Annotated in this window: 10 protein-coding genes; 9 read left to right on the plus strand and 1 reads right to left on the minus strand. The window is 30.0% G+C overall.

Annotation, left to right across the window (positions count from 1 at the left end):
* Positions 1-13: 13 nt before the first annotated feature.
* From E6248_RS00650 to E6248_RS00660, 3 genes are all read left to right on the plus strand, one after another.
* Positions 14-3,643, plus strand: a complete 3,630-nt coding sequence (locus E6248_RS00650; RefSeq protein WP_316338921.1) for a S8 family peptidase — start codon at positions 14-16, stop codon at positions 3,641-3,643.
* A 170-nt stretch (positions 3,644-3,813) separates the two neighbouring features.
* Positions 3,814-5,232: a peptidoglycan-binding domain-containing protein gene (locus tag E6248_RS00655; protein ID WP_316338922.1), complete on the plus strand. Its 1,419-nt coding sequence runs from the start codon at positions 3,814-3,816 to the stop codon at positions 5,230-5,232.
* A gap of 152 nt (positions 5,233-5,384) precedes the next feature.
* A complete protein-coding gene (locus E6248_RS00660; protein ID WP_316338923.1) occupies positions 5,385-7,157 on the plus strand; it encodes a heme NO-binding domain-containing protein in 1,773 nt (590 codons plus the stop codon).
* Between the two features lie 68 nt (positions 7,158-7,225).
* On the opposite strand, the gene E6248_RS00665 is transcribed toward E6248_RS00660, so the two are convergent.
* Positions 7,226-8,284 (minus strand): transporter, encoded by a 1,059-nt coding sequence (locus E6248_RS00665; RefSeq protein WP_136007936.1) that lies wholly within the window; start codon positions 8,282-8,284, stop codon positions 7,226-7,228.
* A 225-nt stretch (positions 8,285-8,509) separates the two neighbouring features.
* Here E6248_RS00665 and E6248_RS00670 point away from each other — a divergent pair, with 225 nt between their 5' ends.
* The 6 genes from E6248_RS00670 to E6248_RS00695 all read left to right on the plus strand — a co-directional run bounded on the left by E6248_RS00670 (position 8,510) and on the right by E6248_RS00695 (position 14,818).
* On the plus strand, positions 8,510-9,607 hold the full coding sequence (locus E6248_RS00670; RefSeq protein ID WP_316338924.1) for a hypothetical protein: 1,098 nt from the start codon (positions 8,510-8,512) through the stop codon (positions 9,605-9,607).
* A gap of 274 nt (positions 9,608-9,881) precedes the next feature.
* Positions 9,882-10,805, plus strand: a complete 924-nt coding sequence (locus tag E6248_RS00675) for a TIGR01212 family radical SAM protein (protein ID WP_396335114.1) — start codon at positions 9,882-9,884, stop codon at positions 10,803-10,805.
* 21 nt (positions 10,806-10,826) lie between these two features.
* On the plus strand, positions 10,827-11,558 hold the full coding sequence (locus tag E6248_RS00680; protein WP_316338925.1) for a 2-phosphosulfolactate phosphatase: 732 nt from the start codon (positions 10,827-10,829) through the stop codon (positions 11,556-11,558).
* Positions 11,559-11,868: 310 nt separating this feature from the next.
* A complete protein-coding gene (locus tag E6248_RS00685) occupies positions 11,869-12,426 on the plus strand; it encodes a sigma-70 family RNA polymerase sigma factor (protein ID WP_316338926.1) in 558 nt (185 codons plus the stop codon).
* A gap of 2 nt (positions 12,427-12,428) precedes the next feature.
* Complete coding sequence (locus tag E6248_RS00690) at positions 12,429-13,694, plus strand: hypothetical protein (RefSeq protein WP_316338927.1); 1,266 nt, start codon at positions 12,429-12,431, stop codon at positions 13,692-13,694.
* Between the two features lie 281 nt (positions 13,695-13,975).
* Positions 13,976-14,818, plus strand: a complete 843-nt coding sequence (locus tag E6248_RS00695) for a CAP domain-containing protein (protein ID WP_316338928.1) — start codon at positions 13,976-13,978, stop codon at positions 14,816-14,818.
* Positions 14,819-15,133: the final 315 nt, after the last annotated feature.

Raw genomic sequence — 15,133 nt, forward strand, 5'->3', positions numbered from 1 at the left:
TGAGGTGATTAATATGGAAAATGCAAATTCAAGCAAGATAAATTCCTCTCTTGGACTTATACAAAATACTCCAAAGAATTTATTGGGGAAGTTAGGAGTAAATTTTGGGCTAACATCTATGGAAGGAAATACTATTGAGGTGGTAGCTTTATCTGGCGATAAACCTATTAATGTTAAGTCATTAGTGGAAGGGTTAAATGGGAAGTATGAGGATTTAGGTTTTGGATACAGCATAATAACAATACCTATTGAAAATCTAGTAGCCCTTGCAAATAGTAAATATATTCAATATATAGAGTTGCCGAAAGAGCTTTATACTACTGATTCCCAAAGTAATAAGGCAGCTTGTGTACCATTAGCTAGAGATACTTATAATATCCAAGGAGATGGGATATTAATAGGATTTATAGATTCAGGTATTGATTTTACTCATCCAGCTTTTAGAAATGATGATGGAACTACAAGGGTAGATTATATCTATGATTTATATGCTGGTGGGAAGATCTATAATAGGGAAACTATTAATTTAGCTCTTCAAAACCCTGATCCATATTCAGTTGTGCCTTCAATTGATACTAATGGACATGGGACTCATGTAGCAGGTATTGCATGTGCAGGTGGAAGAATTAATACAGAATATTATGGAGTAGCTCCGAAGAGTTCTATTGCTATGGTTAAATGTACAAGAGGAAGATTTGCTCTTAGCACTAATATTATGAGAGGAATAAAGTTTCTAATAGATGCTGGTAAGGAGCTAGATAAGCCTTTAGTAATTAATATTAGTTTAAGTACAAATGATGGAGCACATAATGGGACTAGCTTACTAGAACAATATATTTCAACTACATCTATTTTAGAGAGGGTAACAATAGTAATAGCGGCTGGAAATGAAGGGGATGCAGCACATCATATTGGAGGAGAATTAAATAGAACAAATAGAATATCAATAAGTGTGGCAGAAGATGAAAGGTATCTTGTACTTAATTTATATAAACCAGTTTTATCAGAAATATCAATTAGAATTGTAAGTCCTACAGCAGCAACCAGTGGAGATGTGATGATAAAAGAGGGATATTCCCAAGGGCTTATAGGAACTGATATATATCAGGTCTTTTACACTGGACCAAAACCTTTTGATATTATTGGAGAAATAACAATAGCGATAAATACTAATACGGAATATATATCTTCAGGTCAATGGGAGATAGATATAAGTTTAGTAAATCAGTATAGTGGCAATTTTGATATGTGGTTACCTATTTCTGAAGGGTTAAATACTAGAACAAAATTCTTACAGCCAACAGTATTAAATACTTTAGGAATTCCTGCAACAGTAACTAATATTATTGCAGTTGGAAGCTATAATTATCTAACTAATACAATTTCATCTTTTAGTGGAAGAGGAAGGCCAACAGTATATCAGCCTATAAGACCAGATTTAGTGGCACCCGGAGAAAATATAACATCTGTTGCGCCAAATAGAAGTTTTGATACTAAAAGCGGGACATCTATGGCAACTCCACATGTAGCTGGAATTGCTGGATTAATGATGGAGTGGGGAATACTAATGAATAATGATCCATATTTGTATGGACAGCGCTTAAAGTATTATTTAGTAATAGGGGCTAAGAGGTCTAGAACAGATATATTTTATCCAGATCCAAGTTGGGGTTATGGAGAAGTTTGCTTAAATGCGGCTATAGATAACTTAATTAAAAACATTGGAATAGTTACTCCAAGGAGGGAGGCGAGTAATGTGAATCAAAATAATCAGAGTAGGGTAGAAAATCAACCTGAGGTTTCATCATCACAAGGTAAGTCTAGCTTATATCGTTATTTTCAGACAAGTTTAATTAGAGATATAGAAAAATATAATGAAGTTGTTGGTTTTTTTGTAGAATATACATCACTAGAGGATTTACTTAAAATTAATAATATACCTGGAGCATCTGTGACTGTAATTGATAATAACTTTGCTATTGTAATGATACCTTTTAATAAAGTATTGGAAATAGAACCCTATGTTAGAGATATTACATCAATAGAAATACCTGTAATTTATACTTTAGAGCAAATTACACCTGTTGAGGCTAGTGGAGCTACTCTTTTTCATAACAATCCGTTGCTTCAGTTAAATGGAAGGGGGACTGTAGTTGGAATAGTTGATACAGGTATAGATTATTTAAATAAGGAATTTATGAGGGAAGATGAAACAACTAGGATTTTAAGAATATGGGATCAGAGTATAGAGGGTGACAAGGAAGTATTTGGAGTAAAGCTAGGAGTAGAGTATAATGAAGCCCAAATTAATGAAGCTATACAAGCATCTAAAAGGGGAGAAGATCCATATGCTATAGTAAATAGCAAAGATGAAGTTGGGCATGGAACATCAGTTGCAAGTATAGCTGGGGCTAGAGGGATTAATCCAGAAGTTATAGGAGCAGCCCCAGATTGTGATTTTGTAGTTGTGAAATTAAAGCAATCACCTCAAGTAATGTTAGATTTTGCTGGGGTAAGCACTCCAGGTACTGGAAGATATACAACTATAGAACTTTATTTTGCAGTAAGATATTTAGCTAGAATGGCATCTGAACTAAATAGACCAATGGTAATTTGTGTACCATTGGGAAGTAATATTGGAGCTCATGATGGTACAAATAGCATAGAAGTAACTTTAGACTCTACAAGTACAAGGGTGGGGCTTATATCAGTAACAGGTACTGGCAATGAGGGGGATACAGATACACATACAGAAGGAAGGTTTGAAAAACCTGGAGAGATAAAAAATATAGAAGTTAGAATAGGAAAGGGGCAGAAGGATTTAAACTTTCAAATATATATACAACAACCAGATAAGGTTTCTATTGGAATAGTTTCGCCATCAGGAGAAGTAGTTGATAAAATTCCTGTAAGGTTAAATAAAGTAGAGAATATAACTTTTGTCTATGAAGGAACAAAGATGAGAATTGCTTATTTTTATCCTGATTTAGTTACCGGAGATGAAGTAATTAGTATAGAAGCAAGAGGACTAAAGGAAGGGATTTGGCAATTTAGATTATATGGTGATTATATAGTTGATGGGCGATATTGGAGTTGGCTACCTCAAAGAAGTTTACTAGATCCCGATACTAAGTTTTTAAGTCCTAGCCAATATGTAACATTAACTGTACCAAGCACCGCAAGAACTGCAATAATACCTTCTTTTTATAATCAAGTTAATAATGCAACTGTAGGGCAATCAGGGCGAGGTTTCACTAGAGATGGCAGAATAAAACCTGATATTGCTGCAGGAGGAATAAATGCAATAGTAACCACCCCGGGGGGAGCAACAAAAACTATAAGTGGATCATCTGTTTCAACAGCAGTAACTGCTGGATGCTGTGCCCTTATTCTCCAGTGGGGAATAGTTGATGGGAATTATCCAAGGTTATACTCAACAGAAATGAGAACTTATCTTATAAGAGGGGCAAGTATGAGGGCCGGAGATATATATCCTAATCAGCAGTGGGGATATGGAACATTGAATATGAAGGGGGTATTTGATGCTATCAGGGAAAATCTATCTGGTGGAGTTACTCAGACAAGATTTAATGAAGAATACAAAGTAGGAGAATTATTTATTAGTAAGCCTAAAGGCATGTAAAGATCCATGCTTTCAATTGATGTAGTTTACTTTAAAAGTATTTTTCACTTAAAACTCTATACGACTGCAGATGTATATTGTTCGTTGAAACATATATATTGATAAACCTGAACCAAATTATTATAAGGGGCATATATTGGATATAGGAAAAATAATTAAAGGAGAAATATATGGCTGAAAAGGGAAGTTTAAAAATACAGTGTTTTTTAGGCGAGAGTTATATACCTGTAGATAATTCTAAAATAACTATAAGACCATCTGCTGAAGGATCAGTTTCTCAAACAATTTCATTATCAACCAATTCTATGGGAGAATCTGAAATAGTAGAATTAGATGCACCACCATTAGCATATTCTCAACAACCAACAGGGCAAGTTCCTTATAGCATGTATGACATATTAGTTGAAAGAGAAGGTTTCCAAAGTATTTTAATAAACAGGTGTCAAGTATTCCCGGGAGAATTATCAATTCAGCAATGTAACCTAATAGAGAGTTCTGGGATTTTAACTAGGATGGAAACAATAGAAACTCCCCCTAATACCGCAAATGCACCATCCAGTTTCCAAGGTGGAAATATTAATGAAGTTATAAATATTGGACCAAATACGTTAAATGGTAATTATCCAGCGAAAATTCCAGAAGAAGTTGATAAGCCACTTCCACCACCAACTAGTGGAGTAGTTTTACCAAAACCAGTTATTCCAGAATTTATAGTGGTTCATGCTGGAGGACCTAATAACACATCAGCACCTAATTATAATATTCCTTATAAAGATTATATAAAGAATGTTGCATCATGTGAGATTTATTCAACTTGGCCAGATAGCACTATTAGAGCAAATATTTATGCTATAATTTCCTTTACATTAAATAGAATATATACTGAATGGTATAGAGGAAAAGGAAAGAATTTTGATATTACGACTTCAACTGCATATGATCATGCATTTACTTATGGAAGAAACATATTTGAAAGTATTAGTGCTGTTGTAGATGATATATTTTCTACTTATATAAGAAGAATAGGGAAAAAACAGCCACTTCTCACACAATATTGTGATGGTAAAAATGTAACTTGCCCAGGATGGATGACCCAATGGGGAAGTAAGTACCTAGGAGATCAAGGAAAGGCTCCATTTGATATATTAACTAATTTCTATGGTAATGATATTGAATTAGTAACAGCAGAACAAGTTAAAGGGATACCAAAATCCTTCCCAGGATATGATTTGACTGTTGGCTCATCAGGAAATGAAGTAAGATCAATTCAAGAATATTTAAATAGGATAGCTCAAAACTATCCATTGATTCCTAAAGTAGCTCAAGATGGAGTATTTGGACCTAAGACTGCAGAAGCAGTTAGTGTTTTCCAAGGAGTATTTAACTTACCAAAGACAGGAATAGTAGATTATGCTACATGGTACAAGATATCTGATGTTTATGTAGGAGTTACTAGAATAGCAGAATTAAGAGGTGGTTATAGAGGAGGAATAAATTCTGTAGAGAGAATATTTATACCACCAACAGCTTTTGATGGATATGATAGTAATAAAATTCCTAAATTTAATTATTTCGATGATTTTATGTAAAATAGATGAATTGGAATTTTTCCAATTCATCTATTTTTTTCTATATATCTATTTTTTTGTCGATAAAAGGTATATAATGAGTGTATTATGCTACTTTTGTCGCTAGTAAGTTATAATGACTATAGTGCATTAGTTTATACAGGAGGGAAAAAATGAAGGGGACGGTAGTATCTACATGGATTAGAACATGTAGGGATTTATACGGGAATGAGCAAATTAGAAAATCTTTAAAAGCTGTTAATTGGCCAGAAGATATAGTTTTCAGTCCTTTAGACGACGTAGAGGATGAAAAGATATTTAAGTTTATAGGAGTAATTGCTGATAATGTAGGAACACCTATAAATGAGCTTTGGAGAATCATTGGAGAAAATAATTTAAATAAGTTTGCAGAAGATTATCCAGTTTTCTTTAAGAGGGTGGATCTTTATAAATTTTTAAATTCTCTTAACTTTGTTCACGCTATAATAATGAAAAAAATAAGAGGTGCTAAGCCGCCTATAATGGCAATTAAGCAAATGTCAGAAAATGGAATTAATCTTACATATAGATCAGATAGAGAACTTTTTGATTATTTCTTAGGATTACTATGGGGAAGCGTTAAGTTTTTTGGTGAAAAAGTAAAGATTGAGGAAGTGGGTAGAGAAAAGGGAGAACTTACAGTGTATATAGAGTTCGAGAAGAATATTCATTTCAAGAAGAAGTATTTTATCAGTAGAACTTTATCTAACTTTGGTTTTAAGAGCTTAGAATTAAAGATTGGAGTTCCAATATTTATATTAGTCACTTTAGTAGGATTACCAATGGTAGGATTAGTTAAAGGTGCATTAATGGGTGGAATAGCTGGATTAATTTCTGTATTTGTAAGTAGTATAATAGTTAAACCATTAAATGATATTATTGAAAATATAGAAAATAATAATTTTGATGCCATAGATACTAGTATATCTACTAATGATGAACTAGAAAGAATATATACAGGAATATCTAAATTAAAAAATAGTATTAGTGAAGATTTAACATCAGCTAATTTAACTTTAAATGAGTTAAGTGTGTTCACTCAATCTATGTTTAAAACAACTGAAAATATGAAGAAAGCAACACAAGAAATTTCAACTTCTTCAGAACAAGTACTAGAGTTAGCAGAGAGACAAGAGGTAAGCACAGAGGAACTTGTTAATCAAACTAATGAAAATATAGAAGCTCTAAAGGATTTAGTTGTACTTCAGGATAAAAATAAAAATATATTAGATAAGTCTGTTGATAAGATAAAAGAAAGTTATTTGAATGTAGACAAGTCTAATGAAGCTATTAGGGAAACTTTAAGTTCATTTATGAGTGTTAAAGAAAGAGGACAAAGTTTACAAAGAAAAGCTGATGATATAACTAATATTGTTTCATTAGTTTCTGGGATTTCAGATCAAACGAATCTTTTAGCTTTAAATGCGTCAATTGAAGCAGCTAGAGCAGGAGAGCAAGGAAGAGGTTTTGCTGTAGTAGCTGAAGAAGTAAGGAAACTTGCAGAGCAATCTCAACAAGCAGTAAAAGATATAAATAATAATTTATCTTATTTTGCAAATGAGATAAATTCGCTAGTATCTAGTATTGAAAAGCAATATACATTTTTAGAAGTAGAAGCTTCTAACTTAGAGAAGGTTAGAACAGTAAGTTCAGAAGCAAATGATCTAATAAGGGTAGTTTCAAATGAAACTAATGAAGCTATAAATAAGTTAAATAAAGAAGTTACATCGGTATCAGATATGAGTAAAAATATAGATTTACTAGCTGCTATAGCAGCAGAAAATGCAGCATCATCACAATTAGTAAATCAAAATGTTGAAGAGTTTACTAGAAGTATTCAGGAAATGTTGATAACTCTAGGAAAAGTAAGAGATGTTGGGGAAAACTTTGTAACAGATGTGGATTAATTATAAAAAATAATAAAATACACCTTAGGAAACCGAAGGATTGGTAACCTAGGGTGTATTTTTATGAACTAAATTAACTCTTTTCTATGTTTAAAGTAATAATATATAGTTTGACTTATAAATACTAGACTTAATACGCCAAACATAGGGTAAAGTACTCCTATAAGTTTAGAAAAACCTATTACTGAAATAGGAAGAGCTATAAAAATAACAATAAATATAGCTTTTTTAAAGTCTAACTTAAATGTGTCATCTAAGGTTTTACTAATGGAATATACATCTGAGACTTCTGTAGAGAACATTTCTAGGAGTATAACTACCAGCAATAATGCTTGAATTATATTGCCAAAAGGCTGTGCCACAAATAAAAGAGGTATTTCATACTTATCTATATAAGGTTGATTAATCATAAGTAAGAAGTTTATAGCTATGCTCAATAAAACTAAGCCTATGGCGCCCAATGTAACCCCATAAAACATAGTTTTAGGTTTCCTAATTTCAGTGCTTAAAGGGACTAATACTCCAAGGCTACATAGAGTATTATAGCCAGCATAAAGCAAGGTAGAAATTGCTATTCCTTTCTTTTGAGCTTTAAAGCTAAATAAGTGTTCAAGGCTTATAAGATCCTTACAGAACATAAAATATAGTATAGTAATAATGGATATCGTAGCTATTAAAGTAGGAACTATAAAGGAATTAACCTCGATTAATCCATTAGTGCCTCTTAATAAAAAGAATAAAGCTATTACTACCATTATTAATGAACCTACTATTTTAGGTATTCCGAAAAATTGATTAATTAAAGCACCACTTCCAGCAAGGATAATAGATGCACTAGAAATTAAATAAAGAGTGGTGATAACACCAGTTATTTTCCCTAGGATATTTGGGCTAACTACCCTTATTACTTCTCCATAGGAAGTTAAGTTATGTTTAATACTGATTTTAGAGACAATTGAGCCAAGTAATATATAAAAAAATCCACAGGCTATTATTCCTAAAAAGCTAATTACTCCATAAGAAGTAAAGAATTCTTTTATTTCCTGTCCAGATGCAAGGCCAGCTCCTACTATGGTACCTATAAATACCACTGATACTTTGAAAATTTTTGAAAATTCATCCTTCATTTTTAATCCCCCTACTTCATCTATACTAACAATATATAGGATTTATTAAATTTTTATTCTTTAGCAGGCTGTTTTTCGTAATAATTATTTTGATATTTAAAATGAAGAATAATAATTATAATGTCTATTCTAATTGAATATGAAATAAAGTTATTACTTTAAAGATGAATAAGCTATCTAAACTTAGGGAAAATAACCTTAAGGACCATTTAAGGAGTGATAGCTTTGAAATATAAAAAAAATAAAATAATGTATATACTGTCCTTAATAATATTAAATCTATATATTTTTTTAGGATGCTCATATTATCAAGCTTCAGATGTAGAAGTAGATTTATTTAAGCCCAAAAAGGCTTATGAACTATCAGATAAATATCTTGGCTTAATTAGAAATGATAATATTGAAGAGGCTAACTCTCTTTGCACAGAAAACCTATTAAAAAATAATAATGAAATAACAACAGGAACATCAAAAATAATATCTTTTGAACCTGAAGCACTTATTGAAGCATCTAGTAAATCAGTATTTATTACTTTTAATGTTATTAGAAATTCTTCATCTGAGCCAAAATGTGACTTGGATAACTTTGCAATTAAGGTTATAAAGGATGGAGAAGACTATAAAATAGATGAAATTAAGGCTATGAATAAGATGCAAGTTTTTGTTAAGAATAACTCATTAAGAATTATTGGTGAAGATGGTGGAAAAAGTGATTTAATAGTTTCATTAAGCAATATGCCTAAGGATGTTTACTTAAGGAGAAATGAACTTATGTTACATAAGGAAAAGGTAGAAGCTGAAGCATTTGGACCAATAGCCTTAGGATATAAGGGGAAAAAGGTAGCTATTTCTACTACAGGTGGAAATAAGACATTCTTATCAATTGCATATATAGAAGAAAGTAAGGCAACTCAAGGGGGAGCAAATGAATCCAATCCTAAAGAAGGCAGTGCTGAACTTAACTTAGAAGATACATTAGATAAGCCAATAGCTAAAAAGGTAATCCCACTTGATTTACTAAGTAATATAAAAATAGATAATTTAGTATTTACAAAAGAAGAGGGATTCTTAATAGTAGAATATCTAAATTCTAACTCAGTAAGAAGAATTAAAGTTTATAATGGTGAAAATGGAGAATTGGTAGATATCGACTTTGATAAGGAGTTTCCAGTAGATACTTATAATATATCTCTAATTAATTTTGATAAAGAGGACTTTAAAATATCAGTAGGTGGCAAGTTAGGAGCTAAGGATATAAACGCAGAAAAATTAGGGGAATATGATGTATCTATAGAAGGAAAAGAAATTAAAAAAAGTATATAAGTTGAAATAAAATTTCCACATTTTATTAAGTTAATTCATATATATAATATTTTAGTTAGGTAATTACAGAATCAACTTATATAAAATTAAAAATATATATGCTTTCAATTAATGTAATTTACTTTTAAAACTATTTTTCACTTAAAATAACATAATCCTTAAAATTTAGATTATTTATTGAAACATATCTATAAAATACTTAACATATGCGAATATTGTAGTAGAATAAAAGTACGACTTAAATAAAGTGGTACTTTTATTTTTGGAGGAAATTATGAAAAAATGGAATGATAAAAGATATCATAGCTTAAACTATTATCTTAGAAATAAATTTAATGAAAAAGTATATAAAATATCTTTAGATGGAGGATTTACTTGTCCTAATAGAGATGGAAAAGTTGCAAAAGGTGGATGTACTTTCTGTAGTGCAAGAGGATCAGGGGACTTTGCAGGTAGCAGAACATTATCAATAACTAAGCAATTTGAAGATAGAAAAGATATGATGGAGAAAAAATGGAAGGATGGAAAGCTAATTGCTTATTTTCAGGCATACACAAATACATATGCACCAGTTGAAGAACTTAGAAGAAAATATCAAGAAGCTTTAGCTCAAAAGAATGTAGTTGCCTTATCTATAGCCACTAGACCAGATTGTATTGATGATGATGTACTTGAATTTTTAAGTGAATTAAATGAAAAGATATATTTAATAGTAGAGCTAGGTTTACAAACTGTAAATGATGAAACAGCAAGAAACTTTAATAGAGGATATGATTTTGAAGTATTTGATAATACACTTAAGAGATTATTAGATAGAAATATAGAGGTAGTAGCTCATACAATATTTGGACTTCCAGGTGAAACTGAGGAAGATATGTTAAAGACAGTAGATTATATAGCTCATTCAGGAGCTAAGGGAATTAAGTTCCACCTACTTCATTTAATGGAAGGTACAAAAATGGTAGAACAATATGAAAGTGGAGAGCTGAAGTTACTGACTCAAGAGCAATATATAGATTTAATATGTAAAGGCGTATCCATGTTACCTGAAGATATGGTAGTTCATAGATTGACAGGTGATGCACCTAGGGAAATGTTAATAGGACCTATGTGGAGCTTAAAGAAATGGGAAGTATTAAATGCTATAGATAAAGCTTTAGAAGATAATGATATTTGGCAAGGAAAGAACTTTAAATAGTTTAGCTTGGGGGGAGATTTAATGAAGGTAGATTTAATAATATCAGCCGATAATATAAAAGAAGAGGACTTAAGGGGAAAAGTAGTTGTAGTTATAGATATGTTAAGAGCTACATCAGTTATAGTTACAGCATTAAATAATAAAGCTAAAGAAGTATTTCCTATATTAACAGTAGAAGAAGCCTTTAGTAAGAAGAATGAATTAGTAGCTGAAGGAATTAGCCCTTTACTTGGTGGAGAAAGAAAAGCAGTAATAATAGAAGGATTTGATTTTTCTAATTCACCTTTAGAATATATAGCTGAAAAGGTAGAAGGAAAGAGTATAATTTTAAGTACCACAAATGGAACTAGAGCCATAAATTTAAGTTTAAACTCAGAAGAAATTTTAATCGGGGCAATGATTAATTCTAAAGCTGTTATTAAGTTAGTAAAAGAAATAAATAAAGATGTAGTATTTGTAAATGCAGGAACTAATGGAGAGTTTTCTATGGATGACTTTATATGTGCAGGATATATGATTAGTTTATTATGTGAAGGTGAAGAAAAAAATAAATATGAAATTTCAGATATATCTAAAACTGCAAAATATATTTATGAAAATAATCCTAATATAATTGATTTTATTAAAAATGCAAGACATTATAATATTTTAATGGAACTTGGATTAAATGATGATCTGGAATATTGCTGTAAAAAAGATATAATAGATGTAGTTCCTAGAGTAGATAAGAGATCTAGAAGCATAAAATTATAATAAAAAGAAACTTAAGAAAAACAAATTGTTTAAATTGTTAAATAATTTTAAAATTATTATTGACAATCTTAGGGAAAAGATATATTATAATATTAGATTGATAATCAATATCAGTTAGGATTTAAATATATTATTAAAAGCTCCACACTTCTAATAATATACAGTATAAATTAAACTCCTATATTATAGAATTTATTTCAAGGAAATGGCTAAAGGAAACTTTAGCCATTTTTATTTTTTTGCATATAAATTGTAATATTTATTTTTATTTTTCGATATAAAAGGTGAAGAGATAAATAGGGGTGATGACATGAAGATTAAAGATGATAACTTTATAGAACATTTAAAGAAACGACATCCGAAATCATTAGACTATATTATAGATAAATATGGTGGATTAGTTAATACAGTAGTCTCTAATACTCTTAGAGATATGGATGATAGAGGATTAGTTGAGGAATGTATAAGTGATGTATTTATTGCTGTATGGGAAAATGCAGAAAAGTTTAATGGTGATAGAGAGAATTTTAAAAGTTGGATAGCAGGAATAGCTAAGTATAAAGCTATAGATTACTTTAGAAAGAATTCTAGAAAAGTTAATAATGAAGCTATTAATGAAAGTATAGCTGATAAAAGAGATTTAGAAGATGATTATATAAATAGTATGGAGGCTAAAAGATTAATAGAAATAATAATAGCATATGATGAGCCTGATAAAAGCATATTTATTAGAAAATTTCTTTTAGGTGAATCAAGTAGTGAAATAAGTGAGGCAGTAGGAATAACTATAAGCAATATAAATACTAGGATATTTAGAGGAAGACAAAAAATAAAAAAAGAATTCTTTAATGAAAAGGAGGTATTATAAGAATGACAGAAAAGAATATTTATGAAATTCTAAACAATATAAATGTTGAAATTCCAACTGAAGAAATTCCATTAAGTGAAGTTGAATCTAAGAGAATTAAAAAGAATGTTAAGAAGAAAGTAATTAGTAATAAAAGAAAGTACTTAATAGTAGCATTAATATTTTTAAGTTTTACCTTTATAATATCTCCTTTAGGTAGAGATGTAATAGCTAAAATAAAAGAAAAGTTAGTATTTAGTCCTTCTTTAGGTATTATTTCTGTAGATGACGATAAAGAATTATATATGCTAAAGGAACCATTTACAGTAAGTATAAAGGATAAAGAGATGATGGTTAAAAGTATAATAAACAATGGAGAGGGATTATTTATTCAATTAGTAGGAGAAGGAAATTCTATAAATGCTAAAGAAATTACATCCAATATTTCGGTAAAATTAAGTAATGGAGAAGTAAAGAATTATGATAGTCACGGAATTAATATAGGAAGTGGAAGGGTGATTATAGAATTAGGAATAGATATAAGAAATGTTGAAGCAAATAATTTCACCTTAATGTATGAGGATTCAGTATTAAAATATGTAATTTTAGAAAAAGCAGACTATAAATATAATTACAATGAAATTGGTGGTAACTCTGTTAATAATGGAATACTAATAGGCGGAACTAGCTACTATATACAAAATCAAAGATACTTTAAGCTATGGAGTGATGAAAGTTCCTTATTATCTAAGGACTATAATGTAAATTTGGATATTATAGAAGTGAAAGAAGTGACAGATGAAGCTGGTAATTTGCTTAGATTTGAGCATAGTAATGAAGGAGCAATCAATGAATATAAGCTTTTAGATGAATATGATGGAAAGATAAATGTGGTTATAGAGAATTTAGAGTTAGGATATAACTTGAAAAATCCAACGAAGATCATACTAAAAGATCCTGATAAAAATGGAGACTATAGTTTAAATAAGGAATTAAGTTTTAAAGGTATTGAGGAAAAGATAAATTTAACTGAAGTTAAAAAAGTAGGAAAAGATATAGTAGTTGGATTTAAATTTTCTGACTATGCAGAAAGTGATAGATTTATTCGCTATATTACTGATACTTCGAAAGCAACTAGTGGTATGAGTGATAGAGAGAATATGTATGGGGAAAATGATATTGATTATGAAGATCTAACTTTTATTGAAAAGTTAACAGGTAATATAAAATTAAATATAAATGAATTAGATATAGTACAAAAGGGAAAATGGGAGTTTACTATAGATTAACTATTATACCTATTAAGATATTATTAAAAGCTAAATAAGATAAAATTTTTAAAGTAGTGAAGGAAAACATCAGATTTACATCTTAGATAAGTCTGATGTTTTTTTATAAAATTATTTTAAATTTAGAAAAATAAAAAGTTGAAAAAAAATCTATGTAGGATAAATAGTGGTAATAGGTAGAAAAGTTTCAACAATTACAAATGACCTCATATTTAGATAATGATTTTATTATGATAAAATTATCAAACCAGATGAAGAAAAAGCTTAAAGGAGGAAATCTTATGAGCAAGTCTAGGATAGTAACGATTATAGTATCATTAGGAGTTATTGTAGTTTTAGGTGTAGGTGCATATTTTATGTACTCAAATAAACAAACTCCAGGTGATATTGCTAAAGTTGAAGAAAAAGACAAGAATTCTTCTGACCAGATTGAAAAAGAAAATAAAGAGAAGGATTCAAATACACCTAATAGCAGTAATAATCCACCAAATGCTTCTCATGAAAATAATGGTGGAGGGTCTACTGAAAATAATAATCCTTCAAATGGTAATGAGAATAATAATTCAAATAATAATGGATCAACTGGAGGAGTCACTCCAAGTAATCCAGAAAAGAATCCTAGTGTAAATCCAGTGCCACCTCAAGCTAATGGTGGAAATAACAGTGGCTCAACTGGTACTCCAGAAAATCCAAGTGCACAATCAGCACCTAGTGATAATAACTTTGCAGCAGAAATCGAACAGTTGATTTACCAAAGGGTAAATTCAGAAAGAGCTGCAGCAGGTCTTCCAGGGTTAAGTTACAATACTACTATGGAGAAATATGCTAGAATTAAGTCAGCCGATATGGGAGAAAAGGGATATTTTTCTCATGAAGATCCTCAGGGAAAATTAATAACAGATACAATGAAAGCCGATGGTGTTTCATATAATTCTTGGGGAGAAAACATAGCCTATATTCAAGGTAAAAGAGGTAATGAAGGATTAGCAACAGAATTTATGAATAATTGGATGAATTCATCTGGGCATAGAGCTAATATTTTATCTACTAACTTTACAAGTATTGGAGTAGGTGTATGTAAGATAGGCAATACTTATTATGCAACACAAGAGTTTTATAGATAACAGGATACAATAAAAATTAATTTTTTATAATAACATTAGTTTAAAAGTTTTAGGGTTGTCACACAAAGTGATAAATTGTGGGGCAGCACCTTAGATTATCTTTTAAACTGGTGTTTTTTTATTTATTTTAATTATAAATATTCAGATATAACTGTAGTATTAACTATTTTTTAACTAATAAATATTAATTATTAAAATTTATACATTTATTCACAATTTTTCTATTAAAGCTTCTTTTGAATCGCTACTTTCATAGACTTCACCTTCATTTTTTATTTCATTAATTAATGTTATTGGAATATTGCTATTACTATC

This window comes from Clostridium sp., from assembly GCF_032552055.1.
Taxonomy (GTDB): domain Bacteria; phylum Bacillota; class Clostridia; order Clostridiales; family Clostridiaceae; genus Clostridium.

What these genes read in the sequence shown, in the direction of transcription:
- E6248_RS00650 (WP_316338921.1), top strand. Translation starts at nt 14, where the DNA reads ATGGAAAATGCAAATTCAAGCAAGATAAATTCCTCTCTTGGACTTATA.
- E6248_RS00655 (WP_316338922.1), top strand. Translation starts at nt 3,814, where the DNA reads ATGGCTGAAAAGGGAAGTTTAAAAATACAGTGTTTTTTAGGCGAGAGT.
- E6248_RS00660 (WP_316338923.1), top strand. Translation starts at nt 5,385, where the DNA reads ATGAAGGGGACGGTAGTATCTACATGGATTAGAACATGTAGGGATTTA.
- E6248_RS00665 (WP_136007936.1), bottom strand. Translation starts at nt 8,284, where the DNA reads ATGAAGGATGAATTTTCAAAAATTTTCAAAGTATCAGTGGTATTTATA.
- E6248_RS00675 (WP_396335114.1), top strand. Translation starts at nt 9,882, where the DNA reads ATGAAAAAATGGAATGATAAAAGATATCATAGCTTAAACTATTATCTT.
- E6248_RS00680 (WP_316338925.1), top strand. Translation starts at nt 10,827, where the DNA reads ATGAAGGTAGATTTAATAATATCAGCCGATAATATAAAAGAAGAGGAC.
- E6248_RS00685 (WP_316338926.1), top strand. Translation starts at nt 11,869, where the DNA reads ATGAAGATTAAAGATGATAACTTTATAGAACATTTAAAGAAACGACAT.
- E6248_RS00690 (WP_316338927.1), top strand. Translation starts at nt 12,429, where the DNA reads ATGACAGAAAAGAATATTTATGAAATTCTAAACAATATAAATGTTGAA.
- E6248_RS00695 (WP_316338928.1), top strand. Translation starts at nt 13,976, where the DNA reads ATGAGCAAGTCTAGGATAGTAACGATTATAGTATCATTAGGAGTTATT.